The 25,909-nt window shown below is 47.7% G+C and carries 24 protein-coding genes; 18 read left to right on the forward strand and 6 right to left on the reverse strand.

Annotated elements, in window-relative coordinates:
- Positions 1 to 137: 137 nt before the first annotated feature.
- From ACM64D_RS12705 to ACM64D_RS12720, 4 genes are all read right to left on the reverse strand, one after another.
- Entirely contained in the window at positions 138 to 1,730 is a 1,593-nt protein-coding gene (locus ACM64D_RS12705; RefSeq protein WP_415063595.1) for a hypothetical protein, read from the reverse strand.
- Between the two features lie 54 nt (positions 1,731 to 1,784).
- Positions 1,785 to 3,341, reverse strand: a complete 1,557-nt coding sequence (locus ACM64D_RS12710) for a hypothetical protein (RefSeq protein WP_415063596.1) — start codon at positions 3,339 to 3,341, stop codon at positions 1,785 to 1,787.
- Positions 3,342 to 3,406: 65 nt separating this feature from the next.
- Complete coding sequence (locus ACM64D_RS12715) at positions 3,407 to 5,518, reverse strand: RCC1 domain-containing protein (RefSeq protein WP_415063597.1); 2,112 nt, start codon at positions 5,516 to 5,518, stop codon at positions 3,407 to 3,409.
- A 149-nt stretch (positions 5,519 to 5,667) separates the two neighbouring features.
- Complete coding sequence (locus tag ACM64D_RS12720) at positions 5,668 to 5,997, reverse strand: KH domain-containing protein (protein ID WP_415063598.1); 330 nt, start codon at positions 5,995 to 5,997, stop codon at positions 5,668 to 5,670.
- A gap of 145 nt (positions 5,998 to 6,142) precedes the next feature.
- Between ACM64D_RS12720 and ACM64D_RS12725 the strand changes: the two genes are divergently transcribed.
- From ACM64D_RS12725 to ACM64D_RS12805, 17 genes are all read left to right on the forward strand, one after another.
- The gene (locus tag ACM64D_RS12725; RefSeq protein ID WP_415063599.1) at positions 6,143 to 6,976 is read left to right on the forward strand and encodes a hypothetical protein; all 834 of its coding nucleotides are present in this window, start codon (positions 6,143 to 6,145) and stop codon (positions 6,974 to 6,976) included.
- A 9-nt stretch (positions 6,977 to 6,985) separates the two neighbouring features.
- A complete protein-coding gene (locus tag ACM64D_RS12730) occupies positions 6,986 to 9,916 on the forward strand; it encodes a glycine-rich domain-containing protein (protein WP_415063600.1) in 2,931 nt (976 codons plus the stop codon).
- A gap of 70 nt (positions 9,917 to 9,986) precedes the next feature.
- A complete protein-coding gene (locus ACM64D_RS12735; RefSeq protein WP_415063601.1) occupies positions 9,987 to 10,643 on the forward strand; it encodes a hypothetical protein in 657 nt (218 codons plus the stop codon).
- A gap of 118 nt (positions 10,644 to 10,761) precedes the next feature.
- Positions 10,762 to 11,571, forward strand: coding sequence for a hypothetical protein (locus ACM64D_RS12740; RefSeq protein WP_415063602.1), 810 nt, complete (start codon positions 10,762 to 10,764; stop codon positions 11,569 to 11,571).
- Complete coding sequence (locus ACM64D_RS12745; protein ID WP_415063603.1) at positions 11,553 to 12,752, forward strand: hypothetical protein; 1,200 nt, start codon at positions 11,553 to 11,555, stop codon at positions 12,750 to 12,752. The genes ACM64D_RS12740 and ACM64D_RS12745 overlap by 19 nt, the downstream gene beginning before the upstream one ends.
- Positions 12,736 to 14,250 (forward strand): hypothetical protein, encoded by a 1,515-nt coding sequence (locus ACM64D_RS12750; protein ID WP_415063604.1) that lies wholly within the window; start codon positions 12,736 to 12,738, stop codon positions 14,248 to 14,250. Before ACM64D_RS12745 ends, ACM64D_RS12750 begins: the two co-directional genes overlap by 17 nt.
- Positions 14,251 to 14,262: 12 nt before the next feature.
- On the forward strand, positions 14,263 to 14,877 hold the full coding sequence (locus ACM64D_RS12755) for a hypothetical protein (RefSeq protein WP_415063605.1): 615 nt from the start codon (positions 14,263 to 14,265) through the stop codon (positions 14,875 to 14,877).
- Complete coding sequence (locus ACM64D_RS12760) at positions 14,864 to 15,703, forward strand: hypothetical protein (RefSeq protein WP_415063606.1); 840 nt, start codon at positions 14,864 to 14,866, stop codon at positions 15,701 to 15,703. The genes ACM64D_RS12755 and ACM64D_RS12760 overlap by 14 nt, the downstream gene beginning before the upstream one ends.
- A gap of 17 nt (positions 15,704 to 15,720) precedes the next feature.
- Positions 15,721 to 16,917: a hypothetical protein gene (locus ACM64D_RS12765; protein WP_415063607.1), complete on the forward strand. Its 1,197-nt coding sequence runs from the start codon at positions 15,721 to 15,723 to the stop codon at positions 16,915 to 16,917.
- 39 nt (positions 16,918 to 16,956) lie between these two features.
- Entirely contained in the window at positions 16,957 to 17,166 is a 210-nt protein-coding gene (locus ACM64D_RS12770) for a hypothetical protein (RefSeq protein ID WP_415063608.1), read from the forward strand.
- Between the two features lie 74 nt (positions 17,167 to 17,240).
- The gene (locus ACM64D_RS12775; protein ID WP_415063609.1) at positions 17,241 to 17,561 is read left to right on the forward strand and encodes a hypothetical protein; all 321 of its coding nucleotides are present in this window, start codon (positions 17,241 to 17,243) and stop codon (positions 17,559 to 17,561) included.
- A complete protein-coding gene (locus tag ACM64D_RS12780) occupies positions 17,558 to 19,417 on the forward strand; it encodes a hypothetical protein (protein WP_415063610.1) in 1,860 nt (619 codons plus the stop codon). Before ACM64D_RS12775 ends, ACM64D_RS12780 begins: the two co-directional genes overlap by 4 nt.
- Before the next feature lie 27 nt (positions 19,418 to 19,444).
- Complete coding sequence (locus ACM64D_RS12785; protein ID WP_415063611.1) at positions 19,445 to 19,852, forward strand: hypothetical protein; 408 nt, start codon at positions 19,445 to 19,447, stop codon at positions 19,850 to 19,852.
- A gap of 87 nt (positions 19,853 to 19,939) precedes the next feature.
- Positions 19,940 to 20,320 (forward strand): hypothetical protein, encoded by a 381-nt coding sequence (locus ACM64D_RS12790; RefSeq protein ID WP_415063612.1) that lies wholly within the window; start codon positions 19,940 to 19,942, stop codon positions 20,318 to 20,320.
- 11 nt (positions 20,321 to 20,331) lie between these two features.
- A complete protein-coding gene (locus ACM64D_RS12795; RefSeq protein WP_415063613.1) occupies positions 20,332 to 20,655 on the forward strand; it encodes a hypothetical protein in 324 nt (107 codons plus the stop codon).
- A gap of 444 nt (positions 20,656 to 21,099) precedes the next feature.
- A complete protein-coding gene (locus ACM64D_RS12800) occupies positions 21,100 to 21,900 on the forward strand; it encodes a TIGR02147 family protein (RefSeq protein ID WP_415063614.1) in 801 nt (266 codons plus the stop codon).
- Between the two features lie 121 nt (positions 21,901 to 22,021).
- On the forward strand, positions 22,022 to 23,035 hold the full coding sequence (locus ACM64D_RS12805) for a hypothetical protein (RefSeq protein WP_415063615.1): 1,014 nt from the start codon (positions 22,022 to 22,024) through the stop codon (positions 23,033 to 23,035).
- A 105-nt stretch (positions 23,036 to 23,140) separates the two neighbouring features.
- Here the strand turns inward: ACM64D_RS12805 and ACM64D_RS12810 are convergent, their stop codons facing one another.
- Positions 23,141 to 24,271 (reverse strand): hypothetical protein, encoded by a 1,131-nt coding sequence (locus tag ACM64D_RS12810; RefSeq protein ID WP_415063616.1) that lies wholly within the window; start codon positions 24,269 to 24,271, stop codon positions 23,141 to 23,143.
- Between the two features lie 110 nt (positions 24,272 to 24,381).
- On the reverse strand, positions 24,382 to 25,308 hold the full coding sequence (locus ACM64D_RS12815; RefSeq protein ID WP_415063617.1) for a universal stress protein: 927 nt from the start codon (positions 25,306 to 25,308) through the stop codon (positions 24,382 to 24,384).
- 282 nt (positions 25,309 to 25,590) lie between these two features.
- Here ACM64D_RS12815 and ACM64D_RS12820 point away from each other — a divergent pair.
- The coding region (locus tag ACM64D_RS12820) for a hypothetical protein (RefSeq protein WP_415063618.1) at positions 25,591 to 25,909 on the forward strand (319 nt) is incomplete at its 3' end.

Below are 25,909 nucleotides of genomic sequence, written 5' to 3' on the forward strand. Positions count from 1 at the left end.
AAAGAGATATTTTAAAAAAGAAGAGGACTTTTAGACAAGCGAGGATGTCTTTGTTTGCTGAATCGCAGGCATTCAAAGGGGGGCGAGATCGCCGGTACAGTTTGAGGGCGTGGTGAGGGCGTACCTTCAGTCATCTTTTAGTATTCTTGGACGACGAAATTCATGGCCCAATCGTTGCTGGTCGCGCCGGATGTGGTTGCAACTTGGCTTTCATGGCAACGACATTGAGTCGTTGATGAGTTGAAATGCGCACAACCGCTTTTCATGTTGTTACCCATATCAACAAACATGCCTTTGCAATAGTAGGCACAAGCAATGGCGGGGTATGGGAAGCTGGCGCCCGAGATAGTGATGTAGCTGGTTGTTCCCGAATCGTTGCATTTATAGTTTTGGTAAGGAGTTTGATAGGGCCAATTGGCGCCGGACCAATCCCCCAGGATTCGGGGACGACTGAGTGTGCCGGCTTTTCCGAACATTGTAGTTCCAATCTGGATTTTTGAGGCATCAATGGTACTCGTGTCGACTCCGACGCCGTTGTAGTATCCGGCCGAAGAAGATGTTGTGCTGGAATTGGCCGAGAACCATGCAGTGTTTTTCCATTCGCCTGCGTAATAAGAACCGGTGGTGACACAACCTTGCTGCCCATTGCCGGTACAGTTCGAAGGGGTCGTGAGAGATCCACCCACTCCAAAAATCGTTACTCCACTTTTGATATTCGCGGCGACGAGATTTGTGTCATTAGCAGTCGTCGTCTTACTGCCGTCGTAATAACCCGCGGGGATGGTGATAACACGAGCGCCGCTGGCTCCAGTGACGTTACCTCCCAATACAGAACTGACGTAACGATTCGGAGCTGTCGAACATTGGGCGGCGTTGAGGACATTGTCAGTACAGGCATCGTAAGCTGACGTTGTCATCGTTCCGGTAATGCCTAAGACCGTTGTGCCAGAACGAATGTTCCCGGCAACGAGTTGTGCATCTGAAATTGTACAAGACTTCGAGCCGTCTTGATAGCCAGCGGGGATTGTGGCGTTCAATCCTCCAGAGACAGTGACGTTGCCACCAAGAGTAGAGGCGACGTAGCGGTTGTTTGCCGTTGTACAAGAAGACGCATTTAATCCGTTATCGGTACAAGCGGGTGCGGAGGGGACGAGGGACCCTGAAACTCCTAAGATGGAAGTTCCAGTGCGGATATTACTTGCCACTATATTTCCATCAACAACATTCGCAGACTTTGTCCCATCGTAAAACCCCTGAGGGATCAGAGCACTTAAGGCACCGCTGATCGTGACATTGGAACCCAAGGTCGAAGTGACATAACGATTACTGCCTGTTGAACAGGGGCTGCCGTTGAGGCTGTTGTCGGAACAGGCGTCGTAAGCGGATGTGGTCATCACTCCCGTGACACCTAAGATCGTGGTGCCAGCCTTGATGTTACTTGGGTCGAGGTTCATATCAGAGACGACAGCCGTTTTGTTGCCGTCATAGTATCCGGCGGGAATCGCCATAGAAGTGGCGCCACTAACTACAACGTCATTCCCAGCCGACGCGGTAACGTAACGATCTTTTTGAGTTCTGCATTCGATCGCATTTAAAGAGTCATCAACACACGCAGGGTAGGCGGAGCTTGTGAGGTCTTCAGTGAACTTCAAGCCCGCCTTCATGTCCCCACAGCCAACCAAGAGGGATGCGGAAATATAGAGAGTGTTTATTTTACTTCTGACGCTCATAAAAATTCCTTATATTCCTGTCGCGCCGCACTTCAAAAAGGTACGGCGTACCTTCTAGTAACCCACGTATTCGAGGTTTGCGGCAGTGTCATTAGCTGTGGCTCCGGTTGTTGTTCTTGATCCTGTCTTACAGTTACAAGCTCTGGTGGAGAGGTTGAAGTGGGCACAGTTTACACCGCCACCTCGTCCAATGCAGAGGCTTGCGCAGTAGACCTGTGAGTAATCGTTCGGCAAGCCAGCGGGGAAGATAATGGTGGGATATAAACTGTTGTGATCCGACCCTGTGCAGACATTATTGGGCTGCAAGTCTTCGGCCATGTGTAGTCGACCGAAGGTGCCGGCTACGCCGTTGATGGTATTTCCGATGGTAATGTAATTTGCGGCTGGTGGTGCTGAGCCAGCATAGAAGCTTCCGGTTACAACGCAACCTCGTTGACCATAGCTCGTACAGTTTGCTGGAGTGGGATCTACGGGAGCGACATAAGAACCCGCGGGGGCGGTACAATTTGAGCTATTATATTGATAGTTCGAACACCACGAGTACGCAGGAGTTAAACTTCCCGAAACCCCTAAGATACTTACTCCGGATTTAATATTGGACGAACTTAAATTCCCATCACTGACCGAACAAGTTCGCACTCCATTCTGATACCCTGCCGGAATCGTCGCAGAAGTGGAACCACTCAGCGTGACATTGCTTCCCAGCGTGGCAGTGACATAACGGTTTGCGGCCGTCGAACACTGACTGGCATTCAATGAATTATCAGAGCAAGCGGCGTAAGCGGCAGTCGGAAGTGTTCCCGTCACTCCAAGGATCGTTGTTCCCGAACGAATATTTCCCGCAATCAACTGACCGTCTGTGACAGTACAGGATTTTGTTCCATCCTGATATCCCGCGGGAATTGTTGCATTCAATCCTCCAGACACTGTGACGTTGCTTCCAAGAACCGAAGCAACATAGCGACTTGCAGAGGTCGTACAAGCCGAAGAGTTAAAGGCGTTGTCAGAACAAGCAGGCGCTGATGAGACTAATGTTCCCGAGATACCAAGAACGGAAATTCCAGAGCGGATGTTGCTGGCAATAAGATTGCCGTCAACGACGGTCGCCTTCTTTGTTCCGTCATAGTAGCCTTGAGGAATATTTGCACTCAGCGAACCACTGATGGTTAGGTCAGCTCCCAAAGTCGAAGTGACATAGCGATTGACTCCCGTCGAACAAGGACTGGTATTTAATCCATTGTCAGCGCATGAATCATAAGCCGTTGTCGTCATAACCCCCGTAACACCCAAGATCGTCGTACCCGCTTTGATGTTGCTGGGATCTAAATGGATATCCGATACGACAATATTCTTAGAGCCGTCATAATATCCCGTTGGAATGGGGATCGTCGTCCCGGCACTAACGACGACGTTATTTCCAGATTTAGCCGTGACGTAACGATCAAGCTGTGTGCGACATTCGACGGAGTTTAATTCATCATCAATACATTCAGGATAGGCAGCATTGAGAGCTTTTTCAGAAAACTTCATTCCAGCTGTCAAATCGCCACAGCCGATCAGCAAAGAAGTTGTGGTACTCAAAAATATGGCGGGCATAATTGTGCACTTCATAGTTAGATCCCCCTCGGTTTTCTTAGAGGCCGTCCATGACGAGACGGCCTGACTTCAATCTTTCCTTAGAAGCTCACCTTCGCAGGAGTCGAATAAATATTTCCACTGATAGCAGGAAGCCCCAGTTGCTTCGAACTGTTAAGACCCCAGCAGTAAAGTTCCATCTGACTTGAAGAGTTCTTCACAAAGGCACAACCATGGTAACGGCTTCCGGCCACAGCCTCGACGCCTTGTTTAAGGTCGGCATGAGCAGCAGGAGCTGTCACTGAAACAGTCGCTTTGTTACCAAGCTGGTAATATGTATCTGAGTAGCCCCAATAGTAGGCGCTGTTTGAGTCGCTGCGAACCATAAAGTAGTTCCCCCAACCCGAGAAGATCTTCTTCGCGTCTGTGAAGATACCCACAGTCGTTGGATTCGTGACCTTCGTGTCGGGAGTTCCCAAACCTAAGCGTCCGTTCGCGGCATAACCCCAACATTTTAAAACAGAGTTTTGCACGGCGCACGTTGAATGAATTCCAGCAGCGACACTCGTCACGCCGGAAGACATACCCGGAACCGCCGTCGGTTTGTCGGTCTTCACGGGCTGAGTTTTTCCAACAAGGGGCAGGATCTGACCTAACTGCGAGTATGTATTATCTCCCCAGCAGTAAAGAGCGCCGCCTTTGATGGCGCAAGTGTGAGTGTAACCGACACTGATATCAGTCACTCCACTAGAAAGATCCACCGCTGCCGTCGGAGAATTCAGAGTTACATATTTCGCATCACCAGGTCCGGCTTGGCCTTCGGAATTTCTTCCCCAGCAGAAGACAGCCCCATTATTGATAGCACAAGTTGTACTAAGATTCGCGGCGATAGTTCCATCGGTGTTGGTTGTGAATCCACCGAAACTAGAAACCGCACTCACATTGTCCATACCCGAGACCGCTTGAGGAGCGGTGTAGTTACCACCAACCTTACCAAGACCTAACTGACTGACGCTGTTCGAGCCCCAGCAGTAGAGTTGCTTTTTGCCGCTTGTTTTAGAAACAGCACAGGTGTGGTGAGCTCCGGCTGCGATGGCATCCACATTGGATTCAAATCCTGAAACACCGGTGAAGGTGGCATTTCCAGTCGCTGTGGCCGCCGCGATTTGACCGTAGGCATTGTTGCCCGCGCAAAGTAAGGCGCCGCCTTTATTGATACAGGTATGCACACGACCGACGACAACTTTATAGTTCGCAGGTGTCGCTTGCGGAGTCGGAGAAGGCGTTGGCGTTGCTGCGGCAACACAAGAACGACTTTCTTTCCAAGATCCAGAAGATTCACAAGTGAATTGGACCTGACCAGTCTCTCCGCTATTGCAGGAGCCCGAACGAGACTCTCCAACGGAATAACTTTGTCCGCTGTAGGAACAAGTCACGCTCTGTTGAGGTGTGGGAGTCGATGCCGGGGCCGCGCAAGTTCCCCCTTGCGTGATTCCCCAAACGCCTCCAGTCTGACAAACATATGTTGGACCGGAACCACTGTACCCGGCAGGGCAAGCTTCCGTTCTATACTGTCCAATACTATAAGGTGTATTGCTAGGGGAAAGACATTGAGGATCCGCGCAGGAACCACAGGTGTAGCTGTTTGAAGAACTGCACCAGCGACATGCGGGCACCTTGATATCGGCACTGAAATTGGCGATTGAGCTCGCGTCATCGGCAGCGGAATCAAAGATAGAAAGATTCACGCGGCAACCCCAGGGCAGGTTATTGAAGGTCATCTTCAGTTTTCCACTGGCTTCGCGGGTGACAACAGAAGGCGCCTTTCCACAAAGAGTCAGTGCAGAGCAAGACTTCGCTTCTTGGCTGACGTCAAAGTCGGAAACCACGATACCAGATTGGCAAGTCGTTCCCAACTTCACGTTTGGAATGAGTTCTGAAAAATCACGGCAAGTCCCGCGTGAGTACACGGAGCTATCCATAAGGAGGACCAAACGGTTCGATTTGGTACAGGTCTCTTGAAGAGTCGACGAGTTTTCGTAAAGACTCACGACTTTATTTGAAGAGGAGGAGCTTGATGAGGACGAACCTCCTTCTAAGGAAGAAAGGTCATTCGCTGCAAAGTCTTGAGGCTTGCCGCAGTTTTGAAACAAAGCCGCAGTCAAAAGCACAAGCAGAAATCCCATAGGATAACGCAAGAAATGGTTTCTCATTTTTCCCCCGATACAAAGTCTAGGTTTACTTTATCGGAACGGGATCTGCGTTTTTTGAGGGGGGCTCGGCATGAAGTGGGTACGCCGATGTACCTATCGGAAACGTCTCAAGTTGAGGTGGGCACGTCAAAGCACCCACCGGGAGTGTATTAATTGTTGTCAGGGAAGTAAGGAATTTCGATTACAGAACGGAATCCCATGCGCGAGGACATGGCTAATGTAATCACGCGAAGACTATTGATAGTTTTTCCCTTGGCGCCAATGATTTTACCAAGTTCTTCCTGTGTACAAGAGACATTATAAACAGTCGTTCTTTCGCCAACCATGAACGAGACAGAAATGTTTCTGCTGTTATCAACAATCTTCTTAAGGGCATCCTCGAGGAATGAGCGGAGGGTCTCTCTGTGAACAGTGACATCCTCAGAGGATTCCACTGTTGCAGGAGGTGAAACTTTTCGCATTCGAATAACTTGAGTCATGTGACTTTCCTTTGCATCTCTAAAAATGTTATCGGACGACAGCTCATATTGAAACGAGACCTTGTTTTTTTATTGCGTACATAAATGGCGCGATTTGATGGGGCAATTCTTTAAGAGTGCGAATCTGAGATCCGATAAAATGAGTATGTTTAAAGGTTTTTGTAAAGCTTTTGTTCTAGTTGGGGTGTGGAGTCTTCTTGGTTGTGGTGAGATCGGTACGGCCTTGAACGATCCTGCATCTGTTCGTGGCGGCGGAAATGATTTAACGCTCAATCGGCCTATCTATATTAATAATCAATCGTCACCGATCGTGGTTCTTAACGGCAAGTGTCCACCTGGAGTTGAAAAGGTGGAGGTGGGAGAACCCATCAATCAATCTTCGACTTGTGAGAAGGAAGGCTACTCGTTCAGCTTTAATACCTCTGCTTGGAGCGAGGGTGAAAAGAAGATCGAAGTGAAGTCCGGGTCTCTCACGTCTTATTTTTCTGTTATTAAGGACATCACAAACCCCGTCGTGGCCTTTACCTCTGGACATTTGACCTCCGTGACGGCAGGCAATGCTTCTGCGTTCTCTGTGACGGGGACGTGTTCAGAAGAGGGGCTTCCTGTGTATGTTCGAAGTCCCGCCGTGCAAAAAGATTTGCTTTGTACGTCAGGACATTTTTCTACCAATTTAGATCTTTCGATTTTTTCAGATGGAACTTTGGCAATTTCAGTGACCCATGTTGATGCGGCTGGAAACATTGGAAGCTCTTCGTTGGCTTTAAATAAGAGTACAACGGGGGCGCCGATCGCTTCGACCGCTGGAAAGCTTAAGAAAAGTGTTTCGGGAATTTTAGGGGGAGGCCATCGTGAAGTTGTGCAAGATGGCTATAAGATTTCTGCCGGTGTCGGCACGGAAAGCTCCTCTGTTCGCATCGAAGGTTCTAACGGTTATGTGATTTACGGCAGTACGCAAGGAATTCAATTTTCAAAATAGAGGCGGCAAATGAAAAACTATCAGGTAGCGTTTTTGGCGATGATGATTCTTGCGCAGACGACGTGGGCTTATGTTCCCGGAGGAGTGAACTTCCAAGGGCGAATCATTAAACCCACAGGGGAACCTCTTGAGGCTTCGTCGGTTGTCTTTACAATGAAGGTCATGGACCCGACGGCGAATGATTGCTTGCTGTATGAAGAAACTCAGACTGTGAATATGAGTAACTCTGACGGTGTCTTTAACGTGGTTGTGGGACAAGGAACACGAACTGCCAGTGACCCCGGAAAAAGTGTCAGTGCTGTTTTTTCAAATTCATCAACTCCACTCACGGGCCTGACCTGTTTAGGAGGCGTCACGGCGTACACTCCTTCTGTAGGTGATATTCGAAAAATTCGGGTGATCTTTAACGACGGCACGCAGACAGTGACTTTGGGATCTGATTTTGAAGTTCGCTCTGTTCCGTATGCGATGTATGCTCAGTCATTGCAAGGTAAGACGCCGACGAACTTTGTGCAGACGTCTGCCAACATCACACAGCCCAATGTGGAAAGTGTGTTTTCTCATTTCACGGAACTGATGGATATTGTTTCCGGAAGTTCAAGTCTGTATATGCGCTCAGGTGCGGGGGCTCAGTCTTTGTCAGGAACATATACTTTCTCTGGCGGGGTTTCAGCACCGGATCCGACGGTGGGTTCCAATGTGGCAACAAAAAGCTATACAGATTCTAAAATCGCGGGGCGTGATGCTGATTTGACCGGGCTTTCTGATGGCATGGTGATCAAGTGGAATGGTGCTCAATCCAAATTCATCGTGGCGACCGTCAGTGGTGGCGGTGGCGGAAGTGTCACCGCCGTGACAGCCGCGGCTCCGTTAATCAGTAGCGGTGGCGCCAGTCCGGAGATTTCGTTGGAAAGCGGAACCGCGACCAGCCAGGTTCTTTATTGGAATGGGGCTGCGTGGACCAAACAATATCTTAAAGCTTCGGATTTAAAAAACACTTTGGGGCAGGCGCAGATTCCATCTTGTACAAACAAACAAACTCTCTCTTGGAATTCCGGTACGGATAAATATGACTGCGTAGATATTTCGATTGCGGGAATTCAGATTTCGACGGATCTCATTGTCAATGCGGCGGGTTTCACGGGTTCGTTAGCAGGTGATATCACTGGCACTCAAGGCACGACGTCTTTGGATAAAATCAAAGGTAAACCGTTAGCGACAAATCTCAATGCGTTGGCCGCCGGAGATAACGGAAAAGTTCTGCAATGGGATGGATCGCAATGGATCGCGGCCTTGGCTTCTGGCGGAGGCGGAGGAAGTCTGCCCAATGGTTCCGCGACAGGACAAGTGCTTCGCTGGAACGGATCTTCATGGGTGGTTTCATTCTTAAATATGACAGACCTCAGAAGTTCTGGCTTCTTGGCGCAGATGCCATCTTGTGCTCCTGGGCAAACGATCAACTATCAAAGCGGTACGGACACGTATGTTTGTGCGAACATCGCCATCACGGGCGCGCAGGTGTCAGGTAATATTTCGGGAAGTGCGGCAAGTTTCTCAGGACCTTTGGTCGGTGACGTCGTGGGTACTCAAGGGGCGACTTCGGTTGAAAAGCTGCGTGGTAAAAATTTGGATTCCACGTTGGGTTCTTTGAATAATACGACTGATGTTTCAAAAGTTTTAGAATGGAATGGAACCAACTGGGTCGCGGCGACGGGAACAAATCAAATCAATGCTCATTACAAAACAGGAGCGGCGAATCAGGTTTTGGTTAGTAATGGGTCGGGGAGCAATCCTTCGTGGGTATCAACCGCCAACATTGGTGGTGGTGTGACTCAAGTGGCTCCGAACGTGACGAACTCACAAGTGCTGACCGGAACGGATAAAGGAAAGTTCTATATCTTAAATCCTTCGGCGTCGGGGATGACCTTAACATTGCCAACAGCTCCTTCGGCGGCAACGGCATTTAGCTTTGGCGCGCGCAACGTGAGCAGCTTCGATGTCACGATCCAGCCTCAGGCGGGTCAAAATATCAACAGTATTTCTAGTTTTGTCATTAAGCCAGGTGTCAGTGCGATGTTTGTTTCTGACGGAACAAATTGGCATTCGATCGACACCAGCTATTCTGCGCCTGGTGGTTATAACAACTCTCAACCTTACGCAACCAATGGAACCTTCGTTGTTCCGACCGGGGTTTATCGTATTCGCGTGACCCTTGTTGGTGGTGGCGGTGGCGGTGGGTCGGGGAATTCTGCGCAAAGTAGCATCGCTAGTGGCGGTGGGGGCGGAGCCGGTGGTTATGTTCGCTGTGAGCTGAATGTCATTCCTGGTGCATCTTACACGGTCACAGTAGGTGCTGGTGGCGGCGGAGCGCCGTTTGTGAATGGGGGAGGAACGAACACAGCAGGTATTACCGGTTCTGCGGGTGGTAACACTTCATTTGCTGGGGGTGTTACGGTGACAGCTAATGGTGGTTCGGGCGGCGGCGGGGCAAGTGCAGCAGGTGTTAATGGCGCCGGAGGCAGCGGTGGAGCAGGAACAGGCTCTGGCTGTCAGATTGCGACAGGTGGGGCGGGTTATGTTGGCGGATCATATGATAGTAGATGTGGTGGAGGGGGAGGAAGTGCCACGGGACTTGCTGGTGGTGGAAATCCTGCTTTGAACCCTCTGGGAGCTGTTGGTTCGGCAGGGGCCCTTGGGGGACGAGCACATCCAAATTGTCATGGTACTGGATCTGATCAAGATGGCGGCGATGGCGCGAATGGAATAATTCCTAATACTGGTGGTGGTGGTGGTGGATCCTATGGTTCACAGGGCGGCTCTGGCGGAAATGGCGGATTGTATGGTGCCGGTGGTGGTGGTGGTGGAACTTATGGCGGCTTCAACTACAGCTCCTCCAAAGGCGGCAACGGAGCCCCAGGCTTCGCTTACGTCGAATGGTAATCGCATTGAGCAATGACTTAGTTTTTGTTTTCGGGGAATGAGTTTTTGGTTCTAACGAGGGGGAATGAGTATGTTGGAGAACAAGGGTCTTCTATTAAGCCTATTGTTGGTGGCGTTGCTGGGCAGTGGTTACGCCATTGTAAAATCAAATGAAGAAAAAGAGGGCGTTGAAGCTAAACAAGAACTGACGCCATTAGAAATGTTCTGCGCCAACTTTCCCAACAGTGCCAAGTGCGACAAGTTAAAAGCCGAAGACAAAAAGGCTGAAGAAGAAAAACTTGCCGAAGAAAAAAAGAAAAAAGAAATTGAAGAGAATCTAAAAAACGTCAAACAAGAAATCGCGGACATCAAGACCAAGCAGACCGCCTTGGATAAAGTCATTGCAGAAAACGCAGTGGAAAATCGTAAATGCTTTCGTTCTAACGATGTAAGAAAAGCCATTCAAAAACGTCAAAGAGATTTGGCCCAGGCGCAACGACAAGAAAAGCTCTTGAAAGCTCGTTCTAAGGCTCAGGCCCAAAGCAATCTCAGCAGCGAAGCTCCCAAAGAAGAGTCTTATGACGGTCTTCAAAAGCAACTCTCTGAAGAAAAGGCCGCTTACTTTGCTCTTGTCGGACCAATGTCGAAGGACGCTTCCTGTGAAAAACTTCTGAGCAGTCTGGGTGAAGGAAAGGCAGATCAGTCTCAAGAGGTGAAAACTCAAGAGCAAACCAAAGGTGTTCATTAAACTCGGCGTGCGACGAACTCGTACGCAGTTGTTTTCAATAGACGTATCTAAAAGAAGGTAAACAACATAAAATTCACTGGAAACCCAAGGAAGGGCTTTCGAGGGGAATCCAGTCTGTATGCGAAAAAGATCGGGGTGGCTAAATTCAGCGGGCGTTTCTATTGCGGAACTGCTCATCGGAATCGGAATCAGCAGCGTGGCTATATTGGTCAGCGCTGATACGCTGCTATTGATTAAACGCCAGGAAAAATCTTTTTCAGCCAAAGCCGCCGTGCTCAGTCACCAGTTGGATCTTCAACATCAAATTCGCAGCCAAAAATTTGTTAGAACAAAAATTTTAGGAACCAGCCAGATTTTGCAAAAGTGTTTGGACGGCGAGTACTTCGGAAAAAAGAAAGACTATTGCAGTGGGTTCGAAGCCCCTCAGGCGGTTCAGCTTAAGGACGATAAAAGCCTTAGCTGTTTTCGGATTAACGGAGAAAGCTGTGATTGCACCTCTAAGAAGTGCGATTATCGTGTTGATGTGACGTACTCGCTCAAGTGCTCTGAAGAAAAATTGAATTATTGTCCGACGATCTACATCCAGGGTAAGATTGTCCCTCTTCAAAATGATTCAGGCATCAACAACCCTAAGTATTTCTCTAGCTTATATAATCAAACCAATAACAGTGTAAAAATGAAACCGCTCAGTAACTGTATTACGACTTCAAATCAGTACAGTGGTATTGACTTCGATAAATCCGCGACGGTGTGCAAGTCTTTAGGGTCCTACGTTTTGGGCTGTGATCAAAGCAAAAGTGCTTTGATAACGATGGGCGTGGGACTTGAAAGTGACATGTGTTTTCAAACCGCGAAAGAAACCTGTGTTGGTGGCTTTTCTGAATTGGGGCTAGGGGAGGGGCAAAAGAAATGTTTACCTCTCAAATAAAAAACAAGAAAGGTTTTGCTATCGTTGAAGGGCTTGCTGCGACCTTTATCATCGCCATCTCGTTGACGTCGTTTGTCACTTATTTGGCGACCTCCTCTTTTGGAGCATTGAAGGATGCGCGGGTGAAAGCGCAAATGTTGGATCTTGAGATTCGTATGGTCGCCGGCCTTGCGGATGAAAGTAACTTTTCGAAATCGGCGGTCTCCCAAATGCAAGCCGGCGTGGTGCCAGTGGGGTTTGTTGTTAAGTCCGAGGGAGTGATCATTGCCGAAAATGGACAGGCGTCTTTCTTTGATGTCGATGGCAACCGATGCCCCGCTTATGATGCCAGCAAATGTTTTATTAAAACAGAGTTAGAGATTAAATGTTCAGGCTCCTGTGTGGCGGCCTATCGGGTGTCGGCCCTTCATCAGGACAAGGACATGGAATTAAAGCCTTTAGGGGCCAGTGTTGAAAAGAACGATGCCCAATACAAAGGTTTTGCGCTGAAGGATTTCTACACGGCAGTTCCTTTGCATCTGATGACGAAAGAAGCCAAAACCGAGTGTGTAGGCAATGAACTTATGATGAACGGTTTTGACCTGGAAGCTCGGGAGATTTTCTGTCTTCGTTTGTCTACGGAGCTAAAGTGTAAACCCCACCAGATCGCCAAACGAGTTCGATACATCGGCAACAATAGTGATGGAGGAGGAAGCATTGGTCTGGAGTGCGAGGATCTCCAGACGATCTCTTGTCCAGATAACTATGTTTTAAATTCTGTGGATCCGTCGTCGTTGGACCCTGGGCAGGCTAAAGCGGGTACTTGTGTTTATATCGCGAAGTCCTCCATGCCTTGGAAAAATAAAGTGATCGGAACGGGAAAAGTATCTGCGACAGTTTGCCCCGTGGGGTATAAAGCCACCAACATCACCTGCAAAGGGACCGGGAAGCCGGTGAAGAGTGGCTCCGTGGATTGTTCATTTAACGGCACGGGTCAGTGTTCTTGTAGCGCCGACGTCAACGCTTTCACTATTCAGGCCGGGGTCGGGGCAACACCTCAGGAAGCGTCGTGTGTCGCCGTCAAAAAAACCCAGACATGCAATAACAATCCACGCCTTTTGACGCCTCCATCGATCTCGGTGCTTATTGAAATGGACGGTCAGTGCGAACTTGTAGGGAGTGAAAGTGTTACTGCAAAATAGACGAGGAAGCGCCCTCATTTCTGCGATGATTATTGTTGTGACGGTCTCGGTGGCCGTGACAGGAATGATGGTCATTGAAAAGAATATTGCCAAAGGCTTTCTCAATACACGTAATGCCACGAAGTTAAATTTGGCGGCGACGCAACTGAAGTCGATTTTGAATAGTCCCTTGGCTTATAAGTGCACCAGTAACTCGAGCGAGACGGCCACTTGTGAGATCGACACAACACGTCTTTCTTTTTTTGAAAATGCGGGAGTCACTTTTGATCCCAATCCCCCCAAAGTAACGCAAAAAGATCCGGCCTACTTCCATGTTTCGACGACGATCAAAAAGAAAAGTGAAGGGGACGAGTCCCGAGTGGCTCCGATCGCTTTTGAGATGGACGTTCCGAAGACGGTCGTATTGGCGTCAGGTCTGCGTTGCCCGCCAGATAAACCGATCTTGAAAAGTATAGATACAAAGAACTACACGATTGTCTGTGAAGCTCTTCCTCAGTGTGCGGCGACGGATAAGCGTTATATCCAAAGACTGGATGCAAAAACCTTATCACCAACTTGTGCACCTTTGCCGGGGACTATTTCCTGCGCGAAGGATGAATATTTTGATCAATTTCAGTGGGACCCGGCAGATGCCAAAGCACCATTGAAGGTCAGTTGTGCAAAACGACGTGATCCCTATTCAGTTTTTACGGTGAACCCCTCCGAGGTTCCCGATCCGGCCTTGGAACCTCAGGATTGCGAAGTGAGTTATTCAAACTCTGGCTGCAATGCGACTGGTTGTAATAAAGGTGGAACGATCACGTACACTTTTAAAATTCTGAAGGAAGCCAAGAACGGTGGGGTGGCGTGTCCTGCCAGCCTTACTCAGACTTTCAACTGTACGGGATATTGTGTTTCTTGTTCACCCCCGCAGGTTCGGGATGATGCTTCCAATACTTGCTATTGCAGTTATGGCACCCAAGCCTGTGGCGGAGGCAGTTGTTGTTGTCCTTATAACGGGCAAATATTTGATACCTCGGCCCGCTCATGTGTTTGTCCACGTGGTCAGTATTTAAATGGTTCAAGCTGTGAAGATCTGCCACCAGAAAAATTTTCTTTGAACGTGGAAGTCGACATGAATCTTAATTGGAAAGTGGAAACCGAAGTCAATGGCGTCGTGGATCCAGCAAAGACTCAACATTTTCCAGGATCCTGTTCGCTCACCCAGAATAACGTTATCTTAGAAACGGCTCCGGGAGGTGGTTCGGGCAGTACAACCGTAGAGTTGGATGTCAGCAGTTGCAAGGACGTTTCTGACGAATGCTGGGCACGTCTGGACCCTGTGAAGGTCCTCGGAACTGTGACCTATACGCCCGCAACAGATTCTTATACATTTGCGCCGGGAAGTTTGTCGGGTTTGCCCAAAGGGCATGAAGGCGATCTGGGAATTGATAAGGGCGGCAACCTGGTTATTGATAAGTATTTATGTAATCCAAAGCCTGCAGAGGCTAAGAAATAAGGGGGACATTGCGTGGACGTGAGATCGAAGAAGATCATCAGCTTTGTTGTTATTTTCATCGCGATCTTTGCGGGTATTTTTCTTTTAAGGCCCAAGGAGCTTGTAAAACATCAGAATGTTGCAGCCCCCACGGCTCCTGAGCCCGAGGTGACTTTGCCTAAAGACGAAAAGACGGATGTCATCGGGATCTATAAAGAAAAAGTTGCTCGTGGTGAACCCATCTCAGAAGAATTACAGAAGTCTTTTGAGGGCGCATGGTCGGTTTTGATTAACGAGTCCAACAGACAGATGTTTCGCTCTATGCAGAACTGGCTGGGGGTGGCCATTGAACGAGAATACATTTTTATAGATCGACGGTCCATTGTGCAGGAACGCCTCAAGGTGCCGGGGGTGCAATTACTTGAAAATGTCACTCAAGGCCTGAATCGCCTTTCGGTGAAGGAGTTTGCGGCAAAACATTCAGAAAAAATCGCGCTCTATCGTTTGGAAGATTTTAGTAAGTTGGAAAATCGAACCGTAGAGCTTTCAGAAAAGAAAATAAATGAGTTTGTAAGTGCGAATAATAACAAATTGGTGATGATCGTGGATCGTCACTATGACCCGGTGGTGGACTATGTTATCAAATAGTAAATTTACTTTTTGGTTGAAGATGGCTCTTTCTGCTTTGTTTGCGTCGCATGGAACATTGGCTTACTTGGCAAGCAATAACTTTGCTTCAGAGTGGCGCATGTGGTTTGTGGTGCTGTTTCCAGCCCTGGCCGCCAGCACGGTGGGATGGATTTTGAAGTCGATCTTCGTGTTGGATTTGATTGTGGCCGCCGCGATTTGGTTTCCCAAGACTTCGCGTTACATCATCTTTTGGGCGTTGTTTTGGACGACCATGACGGCGGTTTTGCGCGTGATTGTCTATTGGGCGCCAGATCCCGTACTGGCGGCAAAAGCCATCGGCGAAATGTTAAAACGGACCTTGAACGTCGGAGGCACCTTTGCGTTGCTTTTGATGTTGTATCCGCAGTTGTCAAGCCGCCTGCGGGGGGCCTGGGGAAGTCCTTCTTTTATTCTTCGTTTTTCGATGGTTTTCTGGTTTATCGGCAAGGGGCTGGTAGAGTTTGAAGAGCAAAAAGACTTAATGCACGCCATGATTCACTATCCTTTTGTCAGCAATCTCGAAAGTATTTCCTGGATCCCCTATGCGTTCTTCTTTTTTGCGTTTATCAGTTATCTACTTTATTTCGTTGCTCCGTCATATTTGAGATTTAAGTCCTCAGGGTTGCTTATTTGGTTGGTCATGGTGCTTTCGTTCATTCCCGAAGTGATCGTGTGGACCCAAGGTCGTCCGTTCTGGATTATGGCGATTGAGCATATAAATATTTTTATCGTTTTTGAGTTGGCGAATCAGGTGGAGTCCTTGGAAAAGAAACGGACGGAACGTCTTAGTTTGAGCTTTCAATAGGATTTGAGGGGGGAATTATGAACTACGTTAAATATATACCAGTGATAATTTTGTTGTTCATCACTTATTGGCAAATCAGGCCCCAGGCCCTAGAGGGGACTTGTGTGAAGGATGCCAACGCACCGATCATTTCAAACTGTCAGTCTATTGCGAGTGGAAGTTATTTTAAGATTCTGACGGAAAAGGCGACTAAGGAATTTAAGTTTGAAAGCGATCAAGTTACGATCGGCGCCTACACGACGAACTTTACCTTAAAAGATTTCTATGAAGTTCAATATGACTTCAAAGAATCCTCCAAGACAAAGACTCTGTTTCGTATTTCAACGGCTTATGGCATCTCGTGCTCGGTGACGTCCGCTGGAGGATCGCCCTTAAGTCAAGCGGGGGGTATTTTTGCTCTGGGAGGTTATAATTTGACGCCTCTCCAGTGCGCGCAACTAGGGGGAACCAATACGGACTATTCTGACGAAAACGGAAACGGAAGTTATTGTTCAAGCCCTGTTCTTGCTAGAAATTTCCCCACTTTTAAAACCTGGTGCGGAACGGGGACCTGCGAAAATTGCGATTGGCAAAAGTGGACGAAGAAAACAGAGAGTGTGAGTTGTACTAAAACGGGCCAGGGGAAGGATATGTACGGGCGTCCTCTCACGGTCAGCACAAAATACGTCGCTTCGTGCTCTCCTAATTACGATATCATGGTAAGACCTCTGACTGTGTATCTTGGAAAATACTGGAAGCAAAACTTCTGGGTGGGAGGGAATTATGCGGCCGCAACTTATGATTCTTTCGTAACGGAAGAAATGAAGAAGACCCCACAGTTTTCAGGACAGTGGGGGATTGATAATGGACTGGTTTTGTTATCACCTGAAAGCGACGATGGAAAGAATGTTCAGGTTCAAGTGTATCTGATTTCGGCAAGTAATATCGCTCAACCTTATGCTTCTACCTTTGCGGGATGGAAGAAGGTGTTTCAACAAATCGCCAACGCCATGGCAAAGGACACCGGAAGAACCTACACCATCAATGACACTGTGAAATCGGCGGACACCACGGCCGTGTATAAGCCGGGTTCCGTGATTGCCATCTATGACGACACCCCCGATATGGGAGGATACTTCGATGTGAATGGGATTTTGGCGCAAACTCGCGAAGTCGCGCATCCCTCAGGATCAGGGGACTTTAAACTTAAAAAGGTCAGTAAGCAAAAGCTCTAAAGACAGCATGACGGGGCGACGAGTATGGGGATAGGTGAAATGAAGAAAATGAACTTTGATGGAGTGACCGTTTTGAAAACGACGGAGAACCCCGAGACAAAAAAGAAAGGCTTGGGGACGCCCAAGTCTGTTCCTCCTGCTCGCAGCTCCATGGTGTCGGTGTCCAATTCAACGACTAGTCGGAAGTCTTGGGCTTTTTATGCTTTGCTTTTTGGTCTTGGAATTTTAATAGCATATATACTTGAATAGCAGTGCGTACATCGTTGTCGCACTTACATTTGACCGTTCTTTAGCAGGCGTTAGATTCGTTCGATAAGAAAGGTATGAAGATTTCTTCGAACGTCCTAAAGATCCTCCCGAATCTTGACTTGAGACAATGGCTGATGGCTTTGTTCTTTATCTTGTTATCGGCTTGCTCCTTGGATGCTCAACTAATCAATAACAGTTTGAAATCGGATCTTGAGAAGCAAAAATCGATCAATCAGGAACTGACCTCAGGCAGTCAAATCAATGCCATCACAACCAGAAACTATAAAGTTCACGCCTCTTTGGGAAACATGGTGAATCAGATAGAGTCGGTCAGTTCGAATAACTACAAAGTCTATCACTCTTTGCAGGGATCTTTGGCAGGAGAAGAAAAGTGAAGAACGTCGTAGGTTTTCTTATTTTTCTTTTTAGTTCGATCGGATACGCGGGTTCTATTTTGACCTATCAAGGTCGCATCTTGAAGTCCGATGGCAGTCCTGTCAAAACAGCGACAAGCTTTACTATCTCCATCACCAATCCCAGCGGAAACTGTATTCTGTGGGCGGAACCATTCAGCTCTTCCATGAGCAGTGGTGATGGTTCGTTCTCATTTGCCATTGGCGCGGGGACCAGATCCGATGCGGGCACTAAAGAGTTTAAAGATATTTTCTCTGACGGCGTGGTGATTGCACCCAATAGCAGTTGCCCTGCGGGATACACCAAGCTGTCTTCAGACATTCTCAAGCTAAAGGTTAGTTTTAATGACGGTACGGGGGCACAAAGTTTACCGGCCATGGATATCACAGCGGTTCCTTTTGCGATCGAAGCACAAAAAGTGGCGGGAGTTGCCAGTGAAAACGTCGTGCGTGTCAGTGATGGAGTGGCGACGCCTTTGAGTTCTTCAAGTTTTACAGAGCTTCTTGCATTGCTTGGCGGCTCAAGTACTAAGTATCTAAAAAACGATGTTGCTTCAGGAGCCAGTTTACCCAAGATGACGTCAGACCCTTCCGGCTTGGGACCGGGAGACGCCGGTAATGTTATTTATCGATCAGATACGAAAGAAGTTAAATTTTGGGACGGGACGAGTTTTCGGTCATTGACCAGCGCGGGCGGGGGCATTAGCTCCATCACAGCGGGGACAGGGCTTACCGGAGGAACGATCTCAAGTTCTGGTCAAACAATCGCAGTCGATGTTGGGCTCTCCGCAAATAAAATCCCTCAGGTGGCGGCCACCATATCAGCGAATCAAGTTATTGTTGCCGACGAAACAGCTCCTGGGTTGATCGGTAAAACTCTACAAAATGGACAGATCCTCATTGGTTCTACGGGAGCTGCTCCTGTGGCGACGACGCTTACTGCTGGTACGGGAGTTTCCATTACCAACGGTTCTGGTTCAATTACAATCTCTTCGTCGGGATCCGCGCCAACGGGGAGTGCTGGAGGCGATCTTTCAGCGACCTATCCTAATCCCACGGTTTCAAGAATCAACGGCGTCAATGTTTCTTCGGCTGTTGCGGGCGATAATGGCAAGTTTTTGAAATATGAGAGTGGCACGGGCTGGTTGCCTCGCTTTGTGAAGTTGTCTGATTTAATGAATAGTTCAGGAACAGGGTCCGCGTTCACAGTCGGAAGTTGTTCTGCGAAGCAGACGTTGGCTTGGTCGTCGTTGACGGATCAGTTCACTTGTCAAGATATTGGAAGTTTGGACGTCGCCGCGATCACAACCGGAGTGTTGCCCGTAAATCGTGGTGGATCGAAGTGGTCCGCCTCCTCAAGTGATATTTACTATAATGCCGGAAAGGTCGGAGTCGGCAACACCAGTCCCTCTGCAACTTTGGATGTGACAGGGACGGTGAAAATCGCCGATGGTTCTCAAGGTGCTGACAAGGTTTTGACTTCAGACAGTGCCGGTAATGCCACGTGGAAGCTTCCCACAGGAGGCTGGCAAGTTACGACCCAGGCCTCAAGCTTAACGGTGACGACGTCTCATCGAGGTCGTTACTTCTTGGCTTCGGGGACCATCACTTTTACTTTGCCAGCGGCAGCGACGGCGGGAAATGGTTTTGTTGTCGCGATGAAAAGCAATGTCGCGGGAGGCATTGTGACGATCCTGCCTGATGGATCAGAAAAGATTAATAATCAAAGCAATTTAATACTGGAAGACTTGGGCGCCTCCGCCGTGTTGATTTCAGACGGCACCAACTGGCATGTGCTTTCTTCGACGGCGGCAGATGAGGGTATTCATTATTATTAGGATGATTTTCTAGAGGGGATTTTGACTATGCAACGACCACGAACATTAACGAAGATATTTTTTGTTTCTTTATTGGTGGCCACAGGCTTCACATCTGCCTCTTTCGCAGCCAGTCCCCCCGGCGCTTACTGTGCGACGATTCCCACGGGATGCCAGCTTTTGAATGTGGAGGTTTATCCGATGACTTCTTCGGGAACATCAGCAGCAGCCGGAGGCGGGGGGGGTGGCTGGGGGGCAGCTATTGAATCTATAATGAGTGTTCCCAAGGTGTTAGTGATAAAAAAATACTGTAATAATGGTGCATTCGGGATTTCTCATATGCAGATAGAAGGGACGCAAGTGTTTGCTACAGTTAGTGACAATACGGGCACGGTCACAAAAGGAACTCATCAAGCAGGAGCAGCATACGTACCCGGTGCCTTTAGTTGTCCCTGATGGGGATGCTGTATAGAGATTGCATAGAAAGATAACTAGAAATTTTGCGAGGATAGATTGATTAAAAAAGAACTGACACTAAAAAGAATGTTTGCGCTAGCGGGAACTTTATTGCTGGGAACTTTGGGGGGGCAGTGCGATGCGTTTGCGGCAAGCCCTCCGGGGGCCTATTGCGCGACGATCCCCACGGGATGTCAGCTTTTGAATGTAGAAGTCTATCCGATGAATCCGATATGGTCTGCAAATTCCGCTAATTCTGCAGAGGCAAAATCTATTGCAAGTATTCCTAAAATGCTTGTTATTAAGAAGTACTGTAATAATGGAGCTTTTGGCATTTCTTACCAACAGATCGAAGGTCCCCAAAGTTTCAACACTTTTTATCAGGCGTCTAGTGGATATGTGGCGCCTACAAAGGAAAGCTCGTCATCAGGTTCCGGAGCAGCCTCAGGAACATTTTCTTGTCCGTGAGGAGGGGCATCGTGTTGCAGAGTCTTTTGGGCGGCATCTTTCTAGCTTTCCTGCTTGTGGGGTGTACCCATACCTCCAAGCCATCGCCTCCGTCCGAGGCGATGCTTATTTACCAGACCGAAGGCCATGAGGTGGATTTAAACTTTCAAGGATTTCAAGCAATGCCCTCCGAGTTTCAAAACGCAGGCCCCTCATCCGCCAATGATACTTATGAAAATGAATTCGGAGTTTTTCAGAAAAAAAGGGATCCTACCTTTGGTCATACCATTCAACGCCTCAAAACTCCTAAGGCGGGAGGCAACAAAAAGCAAGCTGCTGAAATCATTTGGTACTGATGAGTTTTTTTCGTCTCGCTGCGAACACCGCGAAACTGCCTCGTCAAGCGTGTTCGTCGTGTTTGTCTCTGCCGTATGCAAATACAAGTAAAAGTCCTCGATAAATCATTTCCCCAAAAACACTCTCCATCCAGAAATGCAGCTCCTTAAGAACCAGGCCCATCTTCACTATGAAGCAGATAAAAATCGAAGTGACGTGTGCCCGATTGGGTGGGGAGCGTCTAGGTTCAAAGACCTATGATGCTCTTGAGTTTCTTGAGTTGACTAGACCTAAAAGCAAGCTGCTGAAATTATTTAATATTAGTGTAGCGTTGTTGAAAATAAATTTAAGTTTACACCAACCTAGGGGGAGGGGTGGGTACGCGCGTGTACGCAACTAATGTTTAAAACGTCAGCACCATTTCATTGCAAACATACTACTGTTGTAATAGATCTCGTACGCCTATGAGTGAATCTATTGATTTTGTTGACTACATGATTGCAGAGCTGGAACGAAGGAAAGCAAAAAACCAGAGATACTCATTACGAGCTTTTTCTCGGTTGTTGGGGGTGGATAGCTCCCGGCTTTCAAAGATTCTTCGAAGAGAGCGACCTTTATCCGCAGAAATGATACAGGATATGGGGGCAAAGCTTAACTTGTCGACGCCGGCTGTGCGCCGCTATCTGGATCACGCTAAGATTTCGCAGCTTCAAAAACGCCAAGAAGTTGGCGGCCAGGAGCCTATCCATGTCTCTTTAGAGCAATTAGGTTCTATTTCTGATTTCCGCCACTATTGGGTTCTGGAGCTTATGAAGCTCACGGATTTTGTTCCAAAAGTCGAATACGTCGCGAAGAAAATTCAGATTTCTAAAGAGCTGGCTCAGGTTTTTATCGATAACTTGCAGACCGTGGGACTTTTAAAGGTCCATGATGACGGAACATGGGAAGATCTTTCCCATGGGGCATCGACCGACGTTATTTCGACGAATGTGAAGTGCGCCATTCACGTCAGTAATCAGGATCAGGTTCTTCAGCTTTCTCAAGAGGCTCTTAAAAAAGTTTCCATGAAAAGTCGCGATCATTCTTCTATTATGGTGGCAACGAATGTTGAAAAACTGGAGGCCGCTCGTCAGATGATTAAGGCATTCCGTCGAAGTCTTGCGACTTTTCTTGAAGACACTCCCGAAAAGAACTGCCTGTATCAGACAAGTATTTCTTTGTTTCCATTGACTCAGTTGGATTCCAGCGACGAGACAATTCCATAATAGGACCGATGTAACACCTCGTGCTATTTGTGGGTGAGTTTGTTGATTTTGTTGATTGCCAGCGGGGAACGAAGGAAAACAACAAAACAAAGTGCTCATTACTCAACGAGGGGGCTAGTCGGTGTTCAGAGTTATCACAGTCATACTTTTCGCGATGTCTTTGCAGGTGTCCGCTTTTGCTTGGCGTGAAAGTAATGGCGGCATGGTTGTTAAAGATGGCGAAAACTACGTCACTATCGGCACAGCAAAGACGGAAGTGAGTTTGTGGAAAGCAACAGAAGATGCGACCTTCTTGGGGGTTGAACAAGAACTTCTATCTTTGAAACTTCCGATTGATGTGAAGATGCAGTTATGGACTTCGTTTTTTCCTTCTGGATCGCGAAAGTACTTCGCGCTGGATGAACGGAATGTTCCGCAAAAAGATCTTGAGGCCCTTCTCTATCAGTATCACTTTGTAAACTTAGAACGATCAGAGGGAAAGAAAGTGATTGCGGGTTTCACCAGCAAGACACAAACGTTTCTCTTAAATCCATTCTTCAAGCTGAGTGAGCGCGGAAAGATGGCTCTTCTTTTTCACGAAATGTTGTGGGTTCAGTTCCCTATGGCGAAGACGGAAGATGTCATGAGCGCCGAGATTCATTTTGAGAACTACTTGGCGGGAGGATCTCCGAAAGCTCTTATTTACTCTTTAGAGTCCATGTTTGGTCGCCCGGACTTGTATTTGCGCCATATCTTAGAAACCCAAGGGACCTTGCAGGTGGCGACGAAAAGTCTATTTCCAGAGATGCCCGCAGATATGCAGGCTCTTAAAGATTTGAACGACATCCCATTGCCATTGAGTGCGGAGACGAAAGAACTTTTCCTGCGTAATTATACGAGCCATAAAGATGAGTTCAGTCGTTGGTTGATGTTAAATCAAGCGAAACTCTTTATCATCAAAGACCCTCGTGATGAGCCCTATTCGGGGGGCGCCGCTTGGGATAGAAAAGCAGAGGTCATTTCCGAGGCCTTTGCTGATGGAACAATCGACTTCCATAATCCAATACGCTTTTCCGACGGAGACGGCCGAAAATACATCTGCTTCCCGGTGAAAAAAGAAACTCAAGAAACCGGCTTCCGCCTCTGCATCAACTAGCAGGAGCAGGTGTCAGCTATTGTTTCTAAATAAAAAGAGCCGCTCATAAAGCGGCTCTTTTTATTTTTTTGACTGATCGCACTGCAAAAAGGTACGGCGTACCCTCTATTTCTTCATTTTTTCGATCATTTCTTTCATGCTTTTTAGTTCGCGCTCGACGTCTTTGGGGAGGTGAGTTCCTGAAGAGCCTGTGTAAGCCATCATCACGAGATCTTGATATTCTTTTAAGCAAGAAGGGGCAATGGCTGAACCGGGATGCTCAAGGACACATTGTTTGAGGTAAAGCTCTGGTAAAGAGTAGAAGGCCTTCTGTTCATAGCGTCTTTCGCAGAAAGAAAGCCAGTATAAGATCTCAGGCTTCAATGGTGTTTCTGGGTATTGATCCAGATACTTGTAAAGGACGCTTGAAATTTTTAAGTAAGCGATATCCTTTTGCGGAGTAAATTCAAAATCCCCCTGAAGCTCATTTTTAAGTTCCGTCTCGGCGTATTTCTTAAGGTCTGCTTGTTGGGACTCATTGAACTCAGGATAAGTTTCTTTTTTCATCTTTTCTGCTGCAGATCTAAGGCCGGCGATTCGTTTCTTCACCATTTCGGGAAGCTGTTTGTTTTTTTGATTTTTCTCTAAAGACTTAATCAAGCCGGGGAGGTCTCGTTTGACCCGCACAAAATAGTACACTTTACGAGCCACTGATTTTTCCACGTTTTCCTGGGGGACGCCGTTTGCCGGGAAACCATCAATAACCTGATCGTAGAAGGACATCGCTTTATCAAAATTACGAACGATGAATAGGAACTCCGCCTCATCGAAAGGCTTTGCCAAGAAATGTTCTTTATTAAAGAACTCAAATTTTGTTGAAGAGCTGGGAAGTTGAGTGTGGCAAGACATACAGACACTTAAAGTGGAGCGTAACATCCACAAGGAGTAGTCCTTGTTGCCGACGCGATAAACCAACTCCGCTTCTTTAAGCTGTTGGTTCAGGGCGTTGCTGGAAATCGCAAAACCAGATTTCTTAATCTTTCCTTCGTGAGAGATCTTCTCACTCAGGGCGACCATGTTCTTGAGGGATTCGTCAATTTTTTGAAAATTCTTAGGATCGCGGTATTCCACATCCGAAACGATGTAAGGCTTCAAAGTGAAAATTTCTTTGAGCATTTGATCCATGTAAGGCTTTACTTCAGCGTGGGCCATTGAGCTAAGGCCAAAAGATAAGACGATACTTAAAAACTTGAACATATGTGTCCCCCTAAACATATCTAAGAATAAGGGGCGGGAACGGAAATGCAATAAAATTAAAGGTGCCAACACCACCTCCGTGGTGTGACACCTTACCGCGAAGAAAGATTCTAAGAGCGAACCACCACAACGGGAACTTTCGCTTTGGCAATCATGCCGCGAAGATTGCTTCCCAAAACAGTGCTGGCAATAAAACCATGGCTTTGGTGGCCCATGAAGATGAGCTGAGTGTTGTCAGAAGCGTAAGAAAGAGCTGCCTCTATCAGGTCAGACTTTTCGGCCTCGATATGGAATTTGCAATCCAGCCCCTTCTTTTTCAGGCGGTCGATTTTCTTGGTCATGGAAGTGAGCGCTTCATTTTTCATGTCCTCAAAGATCGAATCAAAGGTTGAAAGAGCTTCCCCTGAAGCGTAGGCGAATTGTTGAGCCGTGCTAAGGGTTTCAGCCAAGGAGTAGTAAAAAGTCACGCTGGCACCTGTTTTTTGCGCTAAGCTGACGGCGTAGGTTTCTACGGCTCGGCATTTCTTCGTCAGATCTGTGACGACCAGGAAGTGTCTTTTCTTGTGTTCGCTCAGATTAAAGTCTTCCTTCTGTGCCCCAGGGCCAAGAATGAAGGTGGGGCGCTTGATGCTGCGAACAACTTCTTCAGCAACGCTGCCAAGGAAAAATCTTTCGACTCCTTGGAGGGAACGAGTTCCCAGAACAAGTCCTTCGAATCGATGCTCTTTGGTCACAAGCTTCACGATTTCTTCGATAGGCCATCCCAATTTTAGGAAAAGCTCGCCAGGTCTTTGGAAGTTGCGAAGAACAGTGGCGTACTTTTGGCGATCTGAGTCTATAATTTTTTTGCGATTGTCCCCATTGAGGATCTTTTTTCCTAAAATTTCATTGAGGCGATGAACAAACACCAAATCAGTCGGGCACTCCAGCAAAACTGAAAGGTCCGATCCCAGTCTTTGCACCATAGCCGATCTTTTTTTGGATTGTTCGTCTGTTTTGTCGAGTTCGTCGGCAACTAGAATAGATCGGGTGCTCATCTGTGAATCTCCTTTGGCTATTTATGCTTAGTCATAGCAGAGGATCGCAGAAAACTGAAATCAGTAGAGTCAAAAGACGGCGAATAGCGCGTTGCTGTATCTCTTGGGATGCTGCGCCAGAGGAGGTGGGAGGGTAAATGGGGATATATGGGATCTCATGGGTGCCGCAGGGTTTATGACTCCCAACATACTTCATAGGTCAATATGGTGGTATTCCTAAGTTGAGCTTGGATAGATCATCACGGATGAGGTAAACAAGCTAGCAACCACAAAGGAGTGTTTATGAAAATCATGAGCGTCGTACTAGCAGCAATGGTCTCTTTCAGTTTCAACGCGTTTGCTGAGCAATCAGCGCCGGTAGAAAAAGAAGTTCAAATCGGAATCAGCGGGGTGTATGTGCCTGGCGGCTTTGATTCTTCTTCCGACGTCTTTGTTGTTGTAAACGGTATCTTCCAAAACGGATGTTACAAATGGAAAAGAGCGGATGTATCTCATCAAGATGCGTTCTCTCATGAAATCAAATCCATCGCTTCTGTCAGCCAAGGCATGTGCTTGATGGTCTTGATTCCGTTCCAAAAAGAAGTGCGTCTAGGTAAATTCG

Origin of the sequence: Bdellovibrio sp. (assembly GCF_047637665.1) — a bacterium.
Classification (GTDB): domain Bacteria; phylum Bdellovibrionota; class Bdellovibrionia; order Bdellovibrionales; family Bdellovibrionaceae; genus Bdellovibrio.